At 64.0% G+C, this 19548-nt stretch carries 20 protein-coding genes; 16 read left to right on the forward strand and 4 right to left on the reverse strand.

All coding sequences use genetic code 11. The features are described 5' to 3' along the window. The first annotated feature begins 183 nt into the window (after positions 1–183). The 12 genes from CH285_RS10625 to CH285_RS10680 all read left to right on the forward strand — a co-directional run bounded on the left by CH285_RS10625 (position 184) and on the right by CH285_RS10680 (position 11087). Entirely contained in the window at positions 184–1182 is a 999-nt protein-coding gene (locus tag CH285_RS10625) for a substrate-binding domain-containing protein (protein WP_027495727.1), read from the forward strand. Positions 1183–1216: 34 nt separating this feature from the next. Further along, complete coding sequence (locus CH285_RS10630; RefSeq protein ID WP_027495728.1) at positions 1217–2206, forward strand: ABC transporter permease; 990 nt, start codon at positions 1217–1219, stop codon at positions 2204–2206. A 50-nt stretch (positions 2207–2256) separates the two neighbouring features. Continuing rightward, on the forward strand, positions 2257–2985 hold the full coding sequence (locus CH285_RS10635) for an ATP-binding cassette domain-containing protein (RefSeq protein WP_441344384.1): 729 nt from the start codon (positions 2257–2259) through the stop codon (positions 2983–2985). Further along, entirely contained in the window at positions 2963–3889 is a 927-nt protein-coding gene (locus CH285_RS10640; protein ID WP_094643500.1) for a PfkB family carbohydrate kinase, read from the forward strand. Before CH285_RS10635 ends, CH285_RS10640 begins: the two co-directional genes overlap by 23 nt. Beyond that, entirely contained in the window at positions 3879–4529 is a 651-nt protein-coding gene (locus tag CH285_RS10645; protein ID WP_032366808.1) for a nucleoside/nucleotide kinase family protein, read from the forward strand. Before CH285_RS10640 ends, CH285_RS10645 begins: the two co-directional genes overlap by 11 nt. Before the next feature lie 36 nt (positions 4530–4565). After that, positions 4566–5576, forward strand: a complete 1011-nt coding sequence (locus CH285_RS10650; RefSeq protein WP_094643539.1) for a LacI family DNA-binding transcriptional regulator — start codon at positions 4566–4568, stop codon at positions 5574–5576. A 32-nt stretch (positions 5577–5608) separates the two neighbouring features. Continuing rightward, positions 5609–6631, forward strand: a complete 1023-nt coding sequence (gene fbaA / locus CH285_RS10655; protein WP_094643540.1) for a class II fructose-bisphosphate aldolase — start codon at positions 5609–5611, stop codon at positions 6629–6631. A 93-nt stretch (positions 6632–6724) separates the two neighbouring features. Beyond that, complete coding sequence (locus CH285_RS10660) at positions 6725–7132, forward strand: YciI family protein (RefSeq protein ID WP_032381579.1); 408 nt, start codon at positions 6725–6727, stop codon at positions 7130–7132. Positions 7133–7142: 10 nt separating this feature from the next. Then, complete coding sequence (locus CH285_RS10665; protein ID WP_094643501.1) at positions 7143–8300, forward strand: RNA polymerase sigma factor; 1158 nt, start codon at positions 7143–7145, stop codon at positions 8298–8300. A 110-nt stretch (positions 8301–8410) separates the two neighbouring features. Beyond that, complete coding sequence (locus CH285_RS10670; RefSeq protein WP_176458459.1) at positions 8411–9406, forward strand: alpha/beta hydrolase; 996 nt, start codon at positions 8411–8413, stop codon at positions 9404–9406. A gap of 64 nt (positions 9407–9470) precedes the next feature. Further along, positions 9471–9686, forward strand: a complete 216-nt coding sequence (locus CH285_RS10675; RefSeq protein ID WP_032389086.1) for a DUF2945 domain-containing protein — start codon at positions 9471–9473, stop codon at positions 9684–9686. Positions 9687–9878: 192 nt separating this feature from the next. After that, complete coding sequence (locus tag CH285_RS10680) at positions 9879–11087, forward strand: ricin-type beta-trefoil lectin domain protein (protein ID WP_255032518.1); 1209 nt, start codon at positions 9879–9881, stop codon at positions 11085–11087. Here CH285_RS10680 and CH285_RS10685 read toward each other — a convergent pair. Both CH285_RS10685 and CH285_RS10690 read right to left on the reverse strand, forming a co-directional pair. Further along, positions 11069–13075: a hypothetical protein gene (locus CH285_RS10685; protein ID WP_032389164.1), complete on the reverse strand. Its 2007-nt coding sequence runs from the start codon at positions 13073–13075 to the stop codon at positions 11069–11071. The genes CH285_RS10680 and CH285_RS10685 overlap by 19 nt on opposite strands. Positions 13076–13116: 41 nt before the next feature. Next, positions 13117–14358 carry an ATP-grasp domain-containing protein gene (locus CH285_RS10690; RefSeq protein ID WP_027495739.1) on the reverse strand — a complete coding sequence of 414 codons (1242 nt, stop codon included), beginning with the start codon at positions 14356–14358 and terminating at the stop codon, positions 13117–13119. A 454-nt stretch (positions 14359–14812) separates the two neighbouring features. Between CH285_RS10690 and CH285_RS10695 the strand changes: the two genes are divergently transcribed. From CH285_RS10695 to CH285_RS10705, 3 genes are read left to right on the forward strand one after another with little or no spacing between them, the layout of a single operon-like run. Continuing rightward, on the forward strand, positions 14813–16111 hold the full coding sequence (locus CH285_RS10695) for a glycoside hydrolase family 16 protein (RefSeq protein ID WP_094643541.1): 1299 nt from the start codon (positions 14813–14815) through the stop codon (positions 16109–16111). 54 nt (positions 16112–16165) lie between these two features. After that, positions 16166–16507 (forward strand): GNAT family N-acetyltransferase, encoded by a 342-nt coding sequence (locus CH285_RS10700; RefSeq protein WP_032366803.1) that lies wholly within the window; start codon positions 16166–16168, stop codon positions 16505–16507. Positions 16508–16547: 40 nt separating this feature from the next. Further along, on the forward strand, positions 16548–17123 hold the full coding sequence (locus tag CH285_RS10705; RefSeq protein WP_052053454.1) for a hypothetical protein: 576 nt from the start codon (positions 16548–16550) through the stop codon (positions 17121–17123). Between the two features lie 18 nt (positions 17124–17141). Here CH285_RS10705 and CH285_RS10710 read toward each other — a convergent pair whose 3' ends face one another. Next, positions 17142–18074: a DAPG hydrolase family protein gene (locus tag CH285_RS10710; RefSeq protein ID WP_255032519.1), complete on the reverse strand. Its 933-nt coding sequence runs from the start codon at positions 18072–18074 to the stop codon at positions 17142–17144. An 80-nt stretch (positions 18075–18154) separates the two neighbouring features. Here CH285_RS10710 and CH285_RS10715 point away from each other — a divergent pair, with 80 nt between their 5' ends. Then, a complete protein-coding gene (locus CH285_RS10715) occupies positions 18155–18769 on the forward strand; it encodes a TetR/AcrR family transcriptional regulator (RefSeq protein ID WP_217900716.1) in 615 nt (204 codons plus the stop codon). A 15-nt stretch (positions 18770–18784) separates the two neighbouring features. On the opposite strand, the gene CH285_RS10720 is transcribed toward CH285_RS10715, so the two are convergent. Then, positions 18785–19510, reverse strand: coding sequence for a YoaK family protein (locus CH285_RS10720; RefSeq protein WP_045842079.1), 726 nt, complete (start codon positions 19508–19510; stop codon positions 18785–18787). Between the last annotated feature and the right edge of the window lie 38 nt (positions 19511–19548).

Below are 19548 nucleotides of genomic sequence, written 5' to 3' on the forward strand. Positions count from 1 at the left end.
GGATGGCAGACGCGCGCGCGTTTGCGGGAACTGGGGCTGAGCGGCGTGGTGACGAGCTGACGCCGGCCGGTCGGAAAAGTTTTCGGATTTATTTCGCGAAAGCGCATGCGCAAGCGCTTGTATTGGTCGTACGCTCCTGCAATCGAGCGACGCGACCTGCGGAGCGAGGACAAGGGAGTCCAGATGTTCAATCACCGTCGGAAGACCACGCTGACGATCGGAACCGCGTTGATGGCCGGTTCCCTCGTACTCGGACTGACTGCATGCAGCGGTTCGGATTCGGACAGCGTCAAGGTCGGACTCATCACCAAGACGGATTCCAATCCGTACTTCGTGAAGCTTCGTGAGGCAGCTCAGGCCAAGGCGGACTCCAGTGGAGCCGAATTGGTCGCTCTCGCAGGTGCATTCGACGGTGACAACGAGGGTCAGGTCGCGGCGATCGAGAACTTGGTCGGCCAGGGTGTCAAAGGCATTCTGATCACCCCGAACTCCTCCACCGGAGTCCTCGACGCGATCAAGAAGGCACGCGACGCAGGCGTCGTCGTCATCGCCCTCGACACGGCCACCGATCCCGAGGACGCGGTGGACGCGACGTTCGCCACCGACAACAAGGCGGCAGGCGTCAGCCAGGGCGAGTGGGTCAAGGGCACGTTGGGAACCACTGCACCCCAGGTCATCATGCTCGACGGCACCGCGGGCGGCACTGTCGACACGTTCCGTCACGACGGCTTCCTCGAAGGAATGGGCTTGACCGACAGCTCTCCCGAGATCGTCGGCCAGGAGAACACCAACGGCGACCAGACCAAGGCGCAGACGGCCATGGAGAACCTGCTGCAGCGCGCTCCGGGTGTCAATGCGCTCTACACGATCAACGAGCCCGCCGCGGCGGGTGCCTACCAGGCGATTCAGTCCGCAGGCCGCGCCGATCAGATCACCATCGGCTCGATCGACGGTAGCTGCACCGGTATCGCGAACGTCAAGTCCGGCATCATCGGTGCGACGGTGCTGCAGTTCCCGGCGAAGATGGCCGAGCAGGGCGTCGACGCTGTGGTCAAGTTCGCCCAGGACGGCACCAAGCCCAGTGGCTTCAACGACACCGGTTCTCAGCTGGTCACCGACAAGCCTGTTGCCGGAATCGAATCCCAGGACACCGCATGGGGCGAAGCGAATTGCTGGGGCTGATCGCAGAAATCCGTCGAGGACCAGGAACTGATTCGTGAGCACCGATACTGCCGCGCCTCCCAAGGCTCCGAGCCGGTTCAACGTGGGAACCATCCTGCGTGAACCGCTGCTCGGGCCCATGGCCGCGCTCGTCATCGCCATCATTGTGTTCAGCTCGATTTCGAGCTCGTTTCTCAACCCGCAGAACGTTTCTCTGATTCTGCAGCAGTCCGTGGTGGTCGGCATTCTGGCCGTCGGCCAGACGCTCATCATCCTCACCTCCGGTATCGATCTGTCGATCGGCGCGGTGGCCGTGATGGGCACCATCGTCATGGCGCAGACCGCTGGTGCCAACGGCCCGGTGGTGGCGCTCGGCTCGACACTGGCCGTCTGCGTGGCGTTCGGCGCGATCAACGGCGGATTGGTGACGATGCTGCGACTGCCGCCGTTCATCGTCACCCTCGGTACCTTCACCGCGATCCAGGCAGCCACGAGACTGTTGGCCGGATCTGAGACGTACCAGGTGCCGAGCGGACCGCTGACTCTGCTGGGCACCTCGTTCAAGATCGGTAGCTTCTCCACTACCTACGGCGTGGTGGTGATGCTGCTCGTGTACGCCGTGATGTGGTACGCATTGTCCCAAACATCCTGGGGCAGGCACATATACGCGGTGGGTGGTAGCCCGCAGGCCTCGGACCGCTCCGGCATCAAGTCCGGTCGCGTGCTGTTCTCGGTCTACATCGTCACCGGTGTCATCGCCGCGATCGCGGCATGGGCAGCGCTCGGACGAATCCCCAATGCCGACCCGAACGCCTATCAGAACGCCAACCTCGAAACGATCACCGCGGTCGTCATCGGTGGAACCAGCCTGTTCGGTGGCCGGGGCACCGTCATCGGGACTCTCATCGGAACTCTGATCGTCGGGGTGCTGCGCAACGGGCTCACCCAGGCCGGCGTCGACAGCCTGTACCAGAACGTCGCGACCGGCATTCTCGTCATCGTCGCGGTGGCCGTCGATCAATTCGCACGCAGGAGGTCACAGTGACTGCCCCCCTCGCTCTGGAAGCACGTGGTCTGGTCAAGACCTACGGCAGCGTGACGGCCATCAACGGCGCGGATTTCGAGCTGCGGGCCGGTGAGGTACTGGCAGTGATCGGTGACAACGGTGCCGGAAAGTCCAGTCTCATCAAGGCTTTGGCCGGAGCTGTCATTCCGGATTCGGGAGAGATCCTGATGAACGGCTCGCCGGTGTCGTTCAAGAACACCCGCGATGCCCGGGCGGCCGGGATCGAGACGGTCTATCAGGACCTGGCCGTCATTCCTGCGCTCGACATCGCCTCGAATGTCTACCTCGGACGCGAGATCAAGCGCAAAGGCATCAGCGGCAGCATCTTTCGGCGATTGGACATGCCGAGAATGCGCGACGAGTCGTCGAAGCATCTGCAGGACCTCAAGATCGGGATCAAGTCGGTCAACCAGGCCGTCGAGACGTTGTCCGGTGGGCAGCGTCAGGGCGTCGCAGTGGCTCGAGCAGCGGCGTTCGGCCGCGGGGTGATCATCATGGACGAGCCGACCGCAGCTCTGGGCGTGCGGGAATCGGGCATGGTGATCGACCTGATCCGAACGATTCGCGACCGTGGGATACCCGTGGTGCTCATCAGCCACGACATGCCGCACGTGTTCGAGGTCGCCGACCGCATCCACATCCACCGCCTCGGCAAACGCGCAGGCGTCGTGGATCCCAAGAAGCGCACCATGTCCGAGGTCGTCGCGCTCATGACCGGCGCGGAGGAGCCGACCGATGAGGAACGCGCCGGTCTCTGATGTGTCTCGCCCGGTCGGCGTTTTCGTCGGGCTGGCGACACTCGATGTGATTCATCGAGTGTCGTCGCCGCCGGCGTCGAACCAGAAGATCACGTCGAACGCGCAGTTCGTTGCGGCCGGCGGTCCTGCCGCCAACGCCGCCGTCACGTTCGCCGCACTGGGTGGTACGGCCGTTCTCGTCACTGCGCTCGGGGACGATCCGGTGGCTGCCTTGGTCAAGGAAGAGCTTGCGGAATGCTGTGTGCGCGTGGTCGACTCGATCGCGGGCACCGTGAGAGCAGTACCCGTCTCGGCCGTGACGGTGATCGAGTCGACGGGAGACCGGTCGGTCGTCTCGGCCGACGCCGTGCACTCCGACGCCGCGCCGCCGAACGATCTCGATGCCGTGCTCGCCGGTGCCGACGTCGTACTCGTCGACGGCCACCACCCCCTGATCGCCCGCGCCGCCGTGGAACATGCGGCGGCGCGGGATACCACGTCGGTCGTCGACGCCGGACGCTGGAAACCCGTGATGAGCGAGCTGATTCCGTTCGTCACGGACATGGTGTGCTCAGCGGACTTTCGCACGCCCGGAGCGTCGGACACAGCTGCCACCGCAGCGACGTTGGTGCGCTCGGGCGTACGCACGGTCGTCACCACCCACGGCGGAGAGCCCGTCGAATTCTGGTCCGAGGGCAACTCCGGCTCCGTGGCCGTCGAGGCGGTCACCGTGGTCGATACACTGGGAGCCGGCGACGTCTTCCACGGCGCGTACGCGTACTACTCGACGCAGTTCGGCTCCGTGCAGGAACGTATCCGACGGTCGGCTCGCGTTGCGGCGCTGCGCTGTTCGGTCATCGGCCCCAGGGCGTGGCTACGCGAACTTCCCACCCACGTATTCGAAAGCGACAACAGTGAGCAATGACCGACAGGTGCAGGAAGCATCCCTCGACGAACTCGTGGAGCTGGCCGGACGGCTCGCCGTGCCGGGAGAGCGGCACATACTCGGCCTGACCGGTGCACCGGGTGCCGGAAAGTCCACCGTGGCACAGCAGTTGGTGGATGCACTGGGCCCCGAGCTTTCGGTGCTGGTTCCGATGGACGGATTCCACCTGGCCAACGAGGTGTTGATCGAACTGGGCAGGCTCGATCGCAAGGGCGCACACGATACCTTCGACGACGGCGGCTATGCGCGTCTCGTCGCCGCGATTCACGATCAACGCCCCGGCGATCCGCTGGTGTACGCACCGAAGTTCAGGCGAGAGATCGAGGAATCGATCGGGTCCGCCGTACCGGTCCCGTCGGACGTTCCGTTGGTGATCACCGAGGGCAACTACCTGCTGATGCAATCCGACGCATGGCCTGCTGCACGGGAGATGATCGACGAGGTGTGGTTCCTGGCTCCGCACACGGCCGTTCGGCACGAGCGTCTCGTCGCGCGGCACGAGGCGTACGGGAAATCGCCCGAGGAAGCGCAGTTCTGGGCATTGGGTTCGGACGAACGCAACGCCGAGCTCATCGGTTCGACCGCCCAGCGCGCCGATCGAATCCTGCGATTGACATGAGACCGCCGGCGACCGATACCCATGGAGACGACTGACATGCCCACCATGGACGACGTCGCTCGGATCGCCGGAGTGTCGGTATCGACGGTCTCGCACGTGCTCAACGGAACTCGTAAGGTCAACCCGGCCACCCGGCAACGCGTCGACGCTGCCATCGTCGAGATCGGATACCGGCGCAACGTCGTGGCGCGTTCTCTCGCGGCCGGTCGAACCCACACGGTGGGACTGTCGATCGCGGCGCTGACCAATCCGTATTTCGGCAGCCTCGTCTATGCCGTCGAGCAGCGGTTGTCGGAGGCCGGCTACGTGTTGATTCTCGGTGACTCGCACGACGAGCCGACGTCGGAGCGGCGCGTCACCGATTCTCTGCTGGACCGTCAGGTTGACGGCATGATCCTTGCGCCTGCGGCCGGCTCGGAGGAGTCGACGATTCCCGAGATCATGCGCAGCGGAACACCTCTGGTGCTGATCGACCGTATGCTGGATATCCCGTGCGATCAGGTGGGCCCGGAGAACGAGCAATCCGCGTACGAGCTGACGGCCCATCTGCTCGACGCCGGCCACGAACGAATTGCGATCGTCCGCGGGATCGAGGGAATCTCCTCCACCACAGAACGTTTCGCAGGTTATGCCAGGGCGCTCGCCGACCGGGGAATCGAACTCGACCCTCGGTTGATCCTCGAGGGAAGGTCCAATGTCGAGGTGGCCGAGACGGAGGTACGTCGACTGCTGACGGGTTCGGACCGGCCTTCGGCTCTGGTGTCGATGAACAACTCGATGACCATCGGTTCCCTCAAAGCAGTTCGCTGCCTTGGTTTGTCGATTCCCGACGACCTGGCGTTCGTGTGCTACGACGATTTCGAGTGGTCCGATCTGTTCGAGCCGCGCCTGACGGCCGCCGCGCAGGACGTGCAGACCATCGGCAGAACCGCTGCCGACCTGTTGATCGGTCGAATCGAAGGCCGTGACGACGCGCCGCGGTCCATTTCGGTACCGACTACGTTCACCCACCGCAATTCGTGCGGCTGCGCTGCAGCAACACGCTGAAGACCAGCCGCACCCGAAAGAGAGAACAGCCCATGCCGATTGCCAGTCCGGAACAGTACGTCGCCATGTTGGACCGCGCGAAGGAGGGCGGGTTCGCGTACCCGTCGATCAACGTCACCAGCTCACAGACCCTCAACGCGGCGCTGCAGGGATTCGCCGAAGCCGAGAGCGACGGCATCATCCAGGTGTCGGTCGGCACCGCGCTGTACCTGTCCGGCAATGCCGTGCAGAACCGCTTCGCCGGCTCCAAGGCGCTCGCGCAGTACGCCCACGAAGTGGCGCAACACTATTCGATCTCGGTGGCCCTGCACACCGATCACTGCCCCGCAGAGAACCTCGACGATTGGGTGCGCCCACTGCTGTCCGACGCGATCGAACGACGCTCGCGCGGCCTGGCACCGCTGTACCAATCACACATGTGGGACGGCTCCGCCGTGTCGCTCGACGAAAACCTGCGTATCGCACGGGAACTGCTCGATCTGTCGGTCCAGGCGGACACCATTCTCGAGATCGAGGTGGGAGTGATCGGCGGGGAAGAAGACGGGGTGTCTCACGAGATCAACGAGCAGCTGTACTCCACCGTCGACGACGCCCGCGCCACGATCGCTGCGCTCGGTGCAGGCGAGCGTGGTCGCTACATGACGGCGCTGACCTTCGGCAATGTCCACGGTGTCTACAACCCGGACTCGGTACATCTACGTCCCGAGATTCTCGACGAGATCCAGTCGGTCGTCGGTGCCGAAACCGGAAAGGACAAGCCGTTCGATCTCGTCTTCCACGGTGGATCGGGCTCGAGTGCCGCCGATATCGCGTCGGCAGTGGCCAGCGGGGTGATCAAGATGAACATCGACACCGACACCCAGTACGCGTTCACACGGTCCATCGCCGGCCACATGATCGGCAAGTACGACCAGGTTCTCAAGATCGACGGCGAGTACGGCAACAAGAAGGCCTACGACCCCCGATCGTGGGGCAAGCCGGCCGAGTCGGCCATGGCAGCACGCGTGGTCGAGGCAACCCAGATGCTCGGCTCGGTCGGACGCACGATGCGGTGAAGTTTCTCGGTCGAGTGTGTAGATATCGGCCGACCGGCTCCGTCCCAGGGGCGAATGCAGAAAGAATGACTGCATCCGACGCTAGGAGACATCATGGCCAAGTACCTCATGCTCAAGCATTACCGCGGGGCCCCCGAGCCTGCCGGCTGGATTCCGATGGACCGGTGGACTCCGGCCGAAGTGCACGACCATATCCAGTTCATGCAAGACTTCGCCGCCGAGCTCGAGAAGACGGGCGAGTTCGTCGACGCGCAGGCCCTGGCCCCCGAGGGAACATGGGTGCGGTCGGACGGGGCCGGAAAGCCCCCGGTCACCGACGGTCCGTTCGCGGAGACCAAGGACTTGATCGCAGGTTGGATGGTCATCGACGTCGAGTCCTACGACCGCGCACTCGAACTCGCGGGGCAGCTCTCGGCAGCACCCGGTGCCGGTGGTGAGCCGATCAACGAGTGGCTGGAGCTGCGTCCGTTCATGGAGGCCCCTGCCACGATCGAAGACTGAATAGGTCGCCGTGGACCCCCACCTGCTGCGGGAGCTGACTCCGTCCGTGATCGGCGTCCTCGTCCACCGTGGAGCAGATTTCGCGGCGGCCGAGGACGCCGTCCAGGAGGCGTTGGTGCAGGCGGCCTCGGTGTGGGGAGCGTCGGCAGGGGCGGGTGACGCGCCGTCCGACCCGAAGGGGTGGCTCGTCACCGTGGCGTGGCGCAAATTTCTCGACTCCCAGCGATCGGAGAAGGCTCGACGGGATCGAGAGAACCGGGTTGCGGCCGAGCCGGAACCGGGCAGTGTCCACGGCGTCGACGACACACTGCAGTTGTTCTTCCTCTGCGCGCACCCGGTGCTGACACCCGCAGCAGCGGTAGCGCTGACGTTGCGTGCCGTCGGGGGTCTGACGACGCGGCAGATTGCGCAGGCGTATCTGCTGCCGGAGAAAACCATGGCCCAGCGCATCAGCCGAGCCAAACGGGCGGTGCGTGACGTCCGTTTCGACGCTCCGGGTGACCTCTCGACGGTTCGGCGGGTGCTGTATCTGGTGTTCAACGAGGGGTATACCGGCAACGTCGATCTCGCGGCCGAGGCGATCAGGTTGACGAGGCAGCTCGCGACCCTGTCCGACGACGCGGAGACCGCTGGACTGTTGGCGTTGATGGTGCTGCACCACGCCCGGCGCGCTGCGAGAACAGGCTCCGACGGCCGGCTGATTCCCTTGGCCGAGCAGGATCGGTCGAGCTGGGACACCGTCTCGATAGCCGAGGGAATTGCGATTCTGCAGGCGGCGCTCGCTCGGGATCGGCTGGGCGAGTTCCAGATACAAGCCGCCATTGCCGCCCTGCATGCCGATGCGCAACGGGTCGAGGACACGGACTGGGTACAGATCGTCGAGTGGTACGACGAGTTGCTCGCGATCACCGACAGTCCGGTAGTCCGGCTCAACAGAGCTGTCGCGGTGGGGGAAGCGGACGGCCCGGCCGCCGGACTCGCGGCGCTCACCGCCGTCGATTCCGCAGTACCGCGGTACCACGCGGTGGCTGCGCATCTGCACGAGAAGGCCGGCGATCTCCGGTTGGCGGCCGAGCTGTTCGTGCGTGCGGCCGAGTCGGCGTCCTCGGTGGCCGAGCGGCATCATCTGACGCTGCGCGCCACTCGAATTCGTACCGCAGGTTCGTAGAGATACCGGGAAACAGCGAACGGACCGGGCGGTTTTGTAATCGGATCGTTAGCGGTCGAAAGCGGAATTCGTGCAACCCTCGTATGGTGCTGATGTTGCCTGTGGGACAGATGAGAAAGAAGCTGACTCGATCCACCGCGGTGGTGTCGGCGGCCGTACTGGCGTCGATAGTGTTGGCCGGAAACGCGGCGCAGGCGCTGCCGGGCACTACCGGATCGGCCGACGCGGCAGTCGGGGCCGTCGGAATCCACCAGGTGTCGGCAACGCGCGCGGTGCTGAACGTGTTCTCTCCGTCCATGAATCGGGTCATCTCCAACGAGGTGCTGCACTCGCCCGGAGGTGGTCCCGCGCCCACGCTGGTTCTGCTCAACGGTGCCCTCGGCAACGAGGACGGGGTCGGCTGGCTCAACAACTCCGGCGTCGAACAGTTCTTCCTCGACAAGAACGTCACCGTCGTCGCACCGATCGGCGGTCGGTTCAGCTTCTACACCGATTGGCTGACAACCGATCCGGTGCTGGGGATCAACCTCTGGCAGACCTATCTGAGCCGTGAACTACCCGCGGCCGTGGACGCTGCTTACGGCTCGACGGGCAAGCGCGGCGTCGCGGGCCTGTCGATGAGCGGTGGCCCGGCGTTGGATCTGGCGATCCAGGCTCCCGACGTGTTCGACGCGGCCGCGTCGTTCAGCGGATGCCCGGCACCGTCCAATCCGCTTGCTACCGCAGGCATCTCGGCCATGATCGCCGGCGGACTCAACAACCCGTTCAACATGTGGGGGTTGCCGGGAAGTCAGGGATGGCGAGACCACGACCCGTCGCTCAATGTCGAACGACTTCGTGGGACGGCGGTGTACGTGAGCTCGTCACGCGGTGCGCCCGGCGCCGTGGATCGCATTCCCGACGGTGCCGTTCCGCCGTTCGGCGGCATGGCGGTCGAAGCGATGGTCAACTACTGCACATCCATCTTCGTCGACGCCCTGCGTCGGGCCGACGTTCCGGCGACGGTATCCATGCGCGACGAAGGTGCGCATACCTGGCCGCTGTTCGAGGACCAGCTGCGAGAAGCCTGGTTCACCACACTGGCTCCGGCTCTGGAAACCAGCTGATTGCGCCGACGCGCTCGTGGGTAAGAGTCGATGGACAGACCACCGACGAAGGGATCACCCGAACATGTCGAAGGACGATTTGCACAAGGGCGACAAGGTCGAATGGCAGACCCACGGAACTACCACCGAGGGAACGGTGCAGGAGAAGATCACCTCCGAGACCGAAGCCGCCGGCCGCAAGGTCAAAGCCTCGAAAGACGACCCGCAGTACCGCGTCGAAAGTGACAAGTCCGGAAAGGACGCAGTGCACAAGCCCCAATCGCTCGACAAGAAGGACTGATCTCGCTCCGTAAGCTTCTCGAAAGTTGCTCCTGCTGACGATCTGTACCCTCGGCTGGGACGGATCGTCACTTTGGAGGCAACGATGGGGACGACCCCGATGCGGATTGTTCGTGCACGTTCGCGTCTCGGTCGGTGGGGTAGCGGTTGCCGCACGGGGAGGGCTCTTGTCGCTACGGGGACGCTGGCGATCGTGTCCCTACTCGTCGTGGGCTGCGGCGTGTTCTCCGGGAACTCGACCACGGACGCGGACACACCGTCTGCAGTGACCTTCACCGGGCAGATCGAGTCTCCCGACAAGCTCTGCCTCGATGGAAGTGACACCGACACCGTCCGTCTCGCGACGTGCAACGGAACGCCGGCGCAGCAAGTAGTCGCCGAGGCCGACGGCACGGTTCGGTCGCAATCGCAGTGCCTGGTGCCGAAGAACAGCGAGACCGCAGCCGGTGTACCTGTTGTCCTCGGAAGTTGCGACGACAGTGCGGTCGCCAGTTGGACAGCGGGCGAATCCGGTGCGATCGGGCTGACGGGCACCGGCCTCTGTCTCGCGGACGACGCACGGCAGACCTCTCGGCGTGTGGCCGTGCTGGCCAAATGCGACGGCTCGTCGGTGCAGACATGGACACCGGTAGCGGCCGCAGAACCGACCGCCGACAACCCCGGAGGAATTGCTGCACCCACCGGGGATCTGCCCGGCTGGAAGCAGATATTCGTCGACGAGTTCACCGCCCCGTCCGCCACCGGCAGTTGGGCCAATCAGTGCGACCCCTCGAAGGTCGTCTACACCGGAGCCGAGGGCCAGCGGTGGCGCACGTATCCGTCGTGCTATCCCGACACCTACGACAAGCGGCCGTATCGGCCCGATGCAGTGCTGTCCACTGCCGACGGCGCTCTGCAGTACCACCTAGGTCAGGTCGACGGCGTTCCGGCCGGAGCGAGTATCTCCCCACTGATCGGTGCCGACCAGTATCAGACGTACGGAAGATATTCGGCGCGTCTGAAAGTCGATTCACCGGATCTGTCCGAGTACTACGCGGCATGGTTGCTCTGGCCGCAATCCGAGAACTGGCCGTACGACGGCGAGTTCGATTTCCCGGAAGGTGCGCTGTCGGCCAACGTCGGTGGGTTCCATCATTTCTCGGGCGAAGGCTCGTGCGCCGACGGGTGCAAAACGCCCGCCCTCGACATCGGCGCGCAGTTCACCGACTGGCACACCTACACCATGGAATGGTCACCGGGAAGGATCCGGTACCTCCTCGACGACACGGTCGTGTTGGACTCCACCGACTTCGTACCGTCCACACCGATGCGATGGGAGCTGCAGACCGAAACCAAGGGAGACGGAAACAGCGAGGGCAATCTGATCCTGGACTGGGTCTCGGTCTACTCCTGGAACGGCTGATACGCGGCCCGCGCCGAGCGCTCGGCACCCCAACTGCGTTCGATGTAACCGACGATCGTGTCGATGTCCGCGTTCGGAATCTTCTCCGGCTCACCCTTTTCCAACGGATCCGTGTGGAAGATATACAGGCGAGACGCAAACTGCTCGAACGGTAGCGAGCCTTCGCCCGCGCGTTCGCCGTTCCCTGCCGTTCCGACGACGACTCCGTCACCCCAATCCTGCCCACTGTCGTTGTTGGGATTGAAGAAGTAGACCCGCATGACGCCGTCGGGATCGGGGGCAACACGCAGAATGGCAATGGCGTGCCACCCCACATACCGTGCAGCGCTGTCGGTTACGGCCACCCCCGCGGGTTGCGGGTGGATCAGCGGCTGATGGCCGTTGTACTCGGGGTGATAAGCGGCATGGAACTGCCGCAGGAAACCATCGAGATCGACCAGATTCCCGGTCGCGACGTCCACGTCGATATGGAACTCGCGGGCCGACCACCACCCGTGGAATTCGGGATTGACCCAGCGATGCGGATCGCCCGGTCTGTCGGCGCAGCGTCGGACCATCTCGGCGTAGATCCGGTCCAGGTGCGGAACCAGAATGAGCGATGCCGGGTCCAGATCGACCGGATCCGAGGTCGCGACACCACTTTCGCTGTCGACGGACGAGATCGACTGGCCCTCGAAGTGCATGACGATCTCTTCGTCTCGTGCCGCCCACACCACCATCTGCAGCAGATAGTCGGGATCGTTGTACGCCCACATCGACAGCGCGCGCGCCGACTGGCACGTGGGATTGTCGCCCTGGCCGACACCGAGCGGTTGTCCGAGCATGGAGAGCAACCCACCGAGCAATCGCGACTCCGGTGCCGGAACCGGACCGAAAGTGGTGATCAAGCGTTCTCGCACTGCGGGCGCGAGGGTGAGCGATAGTTGACGCCACAGGGACGGCACGATCGGCGGCTGATGCAGGATTCCGCGGTCGAGGAGCAGTGCCAATCCGTAGAGACTTTGCGCCGTCTCGGGATACACGGTTTCTTCGATCAGACGGTGGACCAATTCCGGGTAGCGAGTGAGGCACGTACGCCCGGTGTCGGACAGCCCCAAGGCCTCGGGCAGGACATACGAGTAGTGGTCGACGAGATATTGCGTGAGTGTGGCGTGGTACGGCGAAACGAGACCGGTGTCGTGCATCGCCCGTGCGAAACCGCGGGCCTCGAACTGCAGTGCCTCGACGTCCATGGCCTCGAGCCGGTTCCGGTAGACCTCCACGCCCGGGTCCTCGCGGCATGCGTCGGTGGTGCCGAACAACGCCGTGGTCAACCGATCGAGTCCTTGACCGGACGTGCCGAGATCGACGGTTGGGTCGTCGCGATAGATCGCAATGCGCGTGACCATGGACTTGATGGTGTCGACCTGGATCGGACGCTGACGCAGAATCCGCCAGATCTCCTCGAGCAACTCGTCCAGCACACTGTCGTAACCGATCTCCCCGGCGACGTAGCCGAAAAGATCGCGGATCAGGTGTGCTGTCCGCCCCGAACGGACTCGCTCCGATTCCGAGGGCGGGGTGAACAACACCTCGAGGTTCAACGCGAGTACCTGGGAGAGGAAGCGTCGCGCATCGTCGGCGGTGACTGCGGGATGCTCGTACTCACCGGCGACGATCGCGACCATCCGCAACTCGCTGGCTGCTTCGAGAACCACGGTGTCGTCGTTGCCACTGCGCAGGCTCGGACCCACGAACGCGGGAACGAGAATGTCCGGCTGCGCCCAGTCCGTACCGGCGAACAGCCCGGCGTTCTCCAGCGCCGCGGCGCGTTCGCGTACCGCGCCACAACCGCCGGGCTGCAACAACACTCGGTGCACAGAATCCAGAACCCGTCGCACCTTGGTGCTCTTGCTGAACTCCGGTGCGGCGGCCAGCGCGTCGACGGCGTGATCGAGTTGCGCCAGCCGCGACACCAGAGCCTTGTCGATCGGTGCAGCGTCGTTCATCGTCTGCGTCGTGGGTTCGTGGTCGTTGCCGAGTTGCTGCTTCACACGTAGAAGTCCAGTTCTTCCTGTTGCTTGAGCAGGTCGCGCATCCGGTACGGATCATCGCCGAAGAAGTACAGCAAGCCCCAGTGGGTACCGAAAGCCGTTCTCTTGGTGACGGTTTCCTCGACCGGTGCCGACAGGTCGTTGGTCTCGTAGTAGTCGTCGTCGGCAGTCACGTCGGGGATGACGAGATCGCTCACGACGCGTCGCCGTGGGTACACCCCGAAGCATCCCGCGTGACCGGTGGCATCGACTACCTCGCGCGGGAAGAAGGCGTCGATTTCTTCTTCGGTGGTCTTCGGGTCGAAGGCGAGAGCCAGGCCCTGGTACGCGTTGAAGCCGTACGCCCGCTCGAGTAGCTCGAACACCTTGAAACCTGGTGGGCGGTAGGCAACCTCGCCGAAGTACATCTCGCCGTCGCTGGTGACGAAATACTCGGGATGGATGAACCCGAACTCGATGTCGAACGCTTTGATGAGCTTCTCGATCTGAACCGTGATCTGCTCGCGGTACTTCTCGAGCTCCGGCGTCGCGGGGACGAACACCGAATACCCGAGCGTGACGTACTCGGAGATGTTGAGGAACTTGATCTTTCCGTTGTGGATCCACGCCTCGACAGCGAACTCCCAGCCGTCGAGATGCGACTCCATCAGTACCGGGAACTCCTCGTCCGGGATGGAGTCGACTTCGTCGGGGGTCCGAATGACGCGGTGGCCCAGGCATCCTGCCTTGTCGAAGGCCTTGAGGTGGATGGGGTCGTTCGGGTCGCCGTCGAGTTTGAGCAGCGTCTGGTTCACCCGACGCAGAAAGCGGATGACGTCCTCACGATCGTGTGCTTCCTCGAAGATGCCGACACGAATGCCACCGAGCTGTGCGCGGCGCTTCATCAGTGCCTTGTCTCGGAGCAGCATCGCCTGGCCGAACAACCTCGGATTGCCCAGCAGCACGGAATTGATGGCACCGGCCCACTCGACTGTCTCCTCGTACAGCGGTATCGCTACATCGACGCCTTTGTCTCGGAGAGTCTCCGCGATCTCGAGCGACCTGTCGTTGAGTCGCTCGAAGTTCCACGGTAGGTACGGAATGTCATGCTCGGTGCAGTACGCCTCGGCCCACTCTGGCGCGACGACGACGTAGCGTCGATCGAACGCGTCCAGGGCTTCCACTGCGGCCAAACTCCAGCCCAACAGCGCTACGAAGCCTTTGTTCGGGTCTTTCTCCAGCCTCTGTGGCCGATCCATGAAGTTCCTTTCCCTTGTGATGCGCGGTCGAGGTCCTTCGCTCCACCGTACAGAGGGTGTTCGGTGCCGCTTTCCAGACCCGGTGCTCGGGAAGCCGCGATGCTGTGCGCACCGTCCCTCGAATTGTCGCGCCGGATCCTGCACGGGGCTGGCGATGCGCTCGTTTGCCAGCGAAATGATCGATATGACGTCCTAAAAAGTCCAGATGCATGATTTGCTCGACAATTCGATTCGCGTGAATAGATTTTCGATCCGGAGCAACTAGTTTAATATTTAATCGCTAATTCGTACCGGTCGTATTTCTTTCAATTACGCCTCTGAGCAGGCGTTTCAGGGCGAATGCGAATTCACTGCGCAATGTCTGAATCATCCCTATGATTCGAGATGCCGGCAATCAATTGTATTTATCCGCCGTGTATCCAATGCGATGTTCGGTCTCTCGAAGGATGAAACCATGACTGTTTCGGGCCGTGCTGTTCTGAAGCGTTCCTTGGTGACGCTCGGAACCACCGTATTACTTTCGGCTCTCGTAGTTCACGCGCCACAGGCCGCGGCCGCCACCTCGGGACAGATCAAGACGCCCGCAGGGTTCTGCCTGGACAACAAGGGCGGTCTCACCGGACAGAACAATCCCGTCCAGATCTGGGATTGCAACGGTACCGGCGCGCAGACGTGGACCGGTACCGAGGACGCCACGATTCGAGTGCAGGGCCGATGCTTGTCGCCGGCATCGGGCTACGCGGCGGCCGGCGTCGCGTTGACGACGTGGGCGTGCAACGGCAAGCCCGCGCAGCAATGGTCGATCCGTGGGGACGGCTCGATCTCGTTGCTGCAGAAGACCGGCCTGTGCATTCAGAATTCGCGTGAGGTCAACGGAAACCGACCGGTGTTGGCGAAATGCAACGGGTCTGCTGCTCAGAAGTGGATCACCGCGACCACGCCGTTTCCGACGACACCGCCCACGACGACGCCGCCCACGGCGCCACCGACCACTCCGTCCACCACTCCCAGCGGGGTGGCAGCGCCGGTGGGCGACCTACCCGGTTGGAAGCAGATCTTCGTCGACGACTTCGCGAAGCCTTCCGCCGTCGGCAGTTGGGCCAACGACTGCGATCCCACCAAGATCGTCTACGTCGGTGCGCAGAATCAGCAGTGGCGCACATACCCCAAGTGCTACAAGGACACCTATCAGAAGCGCCCGTACCGAGCGGACGCCGTGCTGTCCACGCACGACGGCCTGCTCGATTACGGATTGCACAATGTCGACGGTGTCCCGGCCGGTGCCAGCGTCTCACCGGTGATCAACGCGGCCGGGCAGAACCAGACATACGGAAGATACACAGCGCGATTCAAGGTCGATTCGGCAACTCTGGCCGAGTACTACGTTGCATGGCTGCTGTGGCCGCAGTCCGAAAGATGGCCTGCGGACGGCGAAATGGACTTCCCCGAAGGAAGTCTCGCGGGGCAGGTCGGCGGCTTCCATCACTACTCGGGTGCCGGTTCGTGCGTCGGCGGCTGCCAGGACGTCGCTCGGAACATCGGCGCGAACTTCACCGATTGGCACACGTACACCATCGAGTGGTCGCCGGGCCGCGTTCGCTACATCCTCGACGACACCGTGGTTCTGGACAGCACCAAGTGGGTTCCCTCGGGTCCGATGCGCTGGGAACTGCAGACCGAGACCAACGGCACCGGAAACAGCAACGGGCATCTGTTGCTGGACTGGGTTTCGGTGTACAGCTGGGTAGGCTGACCCGACCGCGTACCCAACCGACTGGGGCGTGCCATCGAGAGAAGGGGAGCGTCGATGACGGTCGACAAAACCGGTGCCGAAGTCGAGATCGCCCAGCAGGCAGACAGGTTCACGATTTCGGTCGAGGGCACACAGGTCGGCTTCACCGAGTTCGCCGACGACGAGCAGGGCAGGCGCGTCTTCTTCCACACCGAAGTGGATGCGGCCTACGGCGGACGTGGTCTGGCCACGATCGTCGTTCGACACGCGCTCGACGCGACGCGTTCCGAGAACAAGCACGCCGTCCCGATCTGTCCGTTGGTGGCCGCGTTCGTCGGCGAACATCACGAGTACGACGACATGGTCGAGCCCGTCACGGACGATATTCGGCAGTGGTTGGCCGACCAGCAGGGATGATTCGTCGACCGATCGCCCGCCACGTGCGACGATCTGCAGCATGACCGATCCCGGACACCGCCCCGGCGGCACACATCTCTACCGTCGGTTGGTCACCCGGTCCGACGGCCCCTTGACGCCCGTTCGGGCGGCCAGGAGGCTCTCGGCGTACATCTACGGCAACATCCTGGTCCTCGCCGCGGTTGCCGCCTCCACGCCGAGTTCCATCGGGCACGGGACGGCGGCTGTTCTCGTAGCGGCCACTGCGGCAACGACCTTTCTCGCGCATGTGTTCGCAGATTTCGTCGCCGGGAGCCAGATACCGGAGGCGCACGGTGATGCGACGGACGAACAGCGCACGTTCGAGGCCATCGAGGAATTCCGGGATGCAGTCCCCATTCTGAGCTCCGGGACGTTTCCGGCGGCCATGCTGGCGCTCGGGTGGCTGTCGGTGCTTCCGGCGCAATGGGCCGAACTACTGGCCGGTGCGGTGATCGTCGTACGAATCGCCACCATACCGATTGTCACGGAACGAATTCGCGGGAACCGTCCGACGTTTCGGGCCCTGGTGATCGGGCTCGCCACTGCCGCCGTCGCGGCTCTCATCGTGCTGGCGAAAGTATTCTTGGGCCACTAGCTGCCCCTCGTGGACGGATCAACCGCCGAACTCTGCGTGCAGCTCCGGCAGAAACCCTGCGAGGTGGTTCATCTCCTGTCCGCAGTGCAGCAGCAGATCTCGGGCGAGGTCGAGTCCGAGAACGAGGTCGCCCGGATCCACGGACGCACCCCGGCGAACTGCGCACACGGCCTGCTTCGGATCGGGAACGTGCAATCCCCGTAGGTTCAGATAGAACCGGCTGCGCATCTCGGCACCGCCCTGCACCGGCCGAACCTGATGGGCGAGCCAGCCCAGATCCACCGGTGCGATGGAACTTCCCACTCGGCCGAAGACGACCGTCTGGTCTGGGGGAACGTCGAAACCGTGTGCAACAGGGTCACGGAAGCCGATACCCAGCTGCTGAAGCTTCGGGCCGACGTACTCGTCCACGAACGATGTGTTGCCGATGTACTTCGCCTTGTCCGGAATCGCGTGGGCCGTCCGGTCCTCGGCGAGTGCGGCGTGGAGGTGGGCATCGGGGTGCCACAGTTTGTAGCGGGCCGCCTCGGCGGAATGCCAACCGAACCACCAATCCCACATCGCTGCCGTGACCCGGGGCATCGCGGTGCGCACCGCCACGAACGTCATGCCGTCGGCGCGTCGTCCGTAGCCGGTTTCGATCGCCGAATATCCCGTCGGCGCGAGATCGGTTGTGATGGAATCGAAGTGCGGGACCCACTCGGGCGCTATCGGCGGCCCGCCGACTGCGTCGGTCACGACGGCCGGTGCCGGTGTCGTCCGTGCGGCGAAGAAATGGGCATAGGGCCGTCCTCGGTCGATGTCGCGGTAGCCCTGATACCGCTCGCCGCAGTGTTCGCTCGAACCGGTGCCGGGAGCTGCGACCGCTCGTGCTGCGGGGCCGAACACAGCCGTGGCCGCAGCCGCGGCGGCACCCACCATCATTTGTCGTCGCGACGGGCCGCGGCTCATCGGGCGGGGTTCCTCAACATCGGTTGAGACTACGACGTGACTTCGGCGACTGTCAATGGTGGGGCACTAGACTCCGTGGTATGAGTCCTGCCCGTCCCAAGGACGACGAGTCGAGAGTGCGTCGGCGCGACGAAATCGCCGCGGCAGCAATCGAAGTGTTGGCAACGCAAGGTTTTCGCGGCTTGACGCACCGGGCGGTCGACGCTGCAGCAGGATTGAGCCCCGGGTCGGTCAACTACCACGCGCCCACTCGCGGACGACTGTTGCACCTGGCGCTCGAGCTGTTGTTCGCCCGCGACTACGACACTGCCGGCGCGACCTTCGGTGGTCTGGTCGACGTCAAACCAGTCACCGTGGACATCGTCGTGAACCGCATCATCGACTTCATCGAGGCGATGACCACCGGAGAAGCAACGAAAAGAGTGATCGCGCGCAGCATCCTGCTCGGTGAAGCGCAACACGATCGGGAAATCCGCGATCTGTTCGACTCTCAGCGGGCCGCGTTCGTCGCGTACACCCAGTGGATAGTCGCGTCGTTGGAATCCGAAGACCCCCAGGGGGATGCGGAGATGCTCGTCGTCATGATCGAGGGTCTCGTGGGGAGGCAGGTGCTGATCGGATCGCGGCTGCCACGTCCCGTCGTCGACCGAATGCTGCGCACGATCGTCGGCGCATCCCCGATGGTCACCGATTAGCCGATCAGCCACCGATCAGCCGAGCAACGAGTTCCGTTCGGTGTGGGTGAACGTGAAGATCGTTGCACCGAAGCTGATGAGCGCAGTGAGCAGTAGCACCTGCGGCCCGGTGATCACGACGCCGATGAACGCACCGACAGCACCTCCCGCCGCGAAGGAGCCCAGAAGCGTTGCGTAGCAGAGCCAGTCGTAGTGTGTTCCGCCGCCGAAGAGGTGACGCTCGATTCCCTGGCCGAGCTTGACCACCGTTCCGGTGACGTAACTGAGCGGGATGTACGTCTCCTCCTTCTTCGTGAACGCGGTGTTCAACGCGCCCAGCGCGAAGGCGACGAGGAGGATCGGGTAGAAGTTCACGTTTGCCGACGACCACCCGGAGACGGCGATGTCGATCAGACCCGCCGCTCCCAGCGCAACGGTGGTCAACACCGTCGCTCCATGGGGGTGGTTGGACCAGTAGCGGCGCCGACAGATCGACGAGACGATCACGCCGCCGAGAAACGCGGCCATGAGGGCCAATGCGGCCCAGGGTGACGCCCCCGGTGCCACCTCCTTGCCCTCCGGATGGCCGAAGTGTCCGACGACGGCTCGTTCGGTGTTGCCGGTCATGAAGGTCACGAAGTAGCCGGCGGAATGCAGGAACGCGACCGCACCCACCATGCCTGCCAGCCCGGACAGGATCCAGGACAGACGAGCTTCGGCGCCGACGGCTGTTTCGCGGCTGATCGCCAAGGGGGAAGTCATGACTCGATTCTCCGGGCGTTCGCCGCGGCGGCAAATCT

The organism is Rhodococcus sp. 05-2256-B1 (genome assembly GCF_002258465.1).
GTDB classification, from domain to species: domain Bacteria; phylum Actinomycetota; class Actinomycetes; order Mycobacteriales; family Mycobacteriaceae; genus Rhodococcoides; species Rhodococcoides fascians.

Coding starts and splice junctions, on each gene's coding strand:
- CH285_RS10670 (WP_176458459.1), top strand. CDS start 8,411: ATGAGAAAGAAGCTGACTCGATCCACCGCGGTGGTGTCGGCGGCCGTA.
- CH285_RS10625 (WP_027495727.1), top strand. CDS start 184: ATGTTCAATCACCGTCGGAAGACCACGCTGACGATCGGAACCGCGTTG.
- CH285_RS10660 (WP_032381579.1), top strand. CDS start 6,725: ATGGCCAAGTACCTCATGCTCAAGCATTACCGCGGGGCCCCCGAGCCT.
- CH285_RS10705 (WP_052053454.1), top strand. CDS start 16,548: ATGACCGATCCCGGACACCGCCCCGGCGGCACACATCTCTACCGTCGG.
- CH285_RS10720 (WP_045842079.1), bottom strand. CDS start 19,510: ATGACTTCCCCCTTGGCGATCAGCCGCGAAACAGCCGTCGGCGCCGAA.
- CH285_RS10640 (WP_094643500.1), top strand. CDS start 2,963: ATGAGGAACGCGCCGGTCTCTGATGTGTCTCGCCCGGTCGGCGTTTTC.
- CH285_RS10715 (WP_217900716.1), top strand. CDS start 18,155: ATGAGTCCTGCCCGTCCCAAGGACGACGAGTCGAGAGTGCGTCGGCGC.
- CH285_RS10695 (WP_094643541.1), top strand. CDS start 14,813: ATGACTGTTTCGGGCCGTGCTGTTCTGAAGCGTTCCTTGGTGACGCTC.
- CH285_RS10675 (WP_032389086.1), top strand. CDS start 9,471: ATGTCGAAGGACGATTTGCACAAGGGCGACAAGGTCGAATGGCAGACC.
- CH285_RS10700 (WP_032366803.1), top strand. CDS start 16,166: ATGACGGTCGACAAAACCGGTGCCGAAGTCGAGATCGCCCAGCAGGCA.
- CH285_RS10650 (WP_094643539.1), top strand. CDS start 4,566: ATGCCCACCATGGACGACGTCGCTCGGATCGCCGGAGTGTCGGTATCG.
- fbaA (WP_094643540.1), top strand. CDS start 5,609: ATGCCGATTGCCAGTCCGGAACAGTACGTCGCCATGTTGGACCGCGCG.
- CH285_RS10690 (WP_027495739.1), bottom strand. CDS start 14,358: ATGGATCGGCCACAGAGGCTGGAGAAAGACCCGAACAAAGGCTTCGTA.
- CH285_RS10710 (WP_255032519.1), bottom strand. CDS start 18,074: ATGAGCCGCGGCCCGTCGCGACGACAAATGATGGTGGGTGCCGCCGCG.
- CH285_RS10685 (WP_032389164.1), bottom strand. CDS start 13,075: ATGAACGACGCTGCACCGATCGACAAGGCTCTGGTGTCGCGGCTGGCG.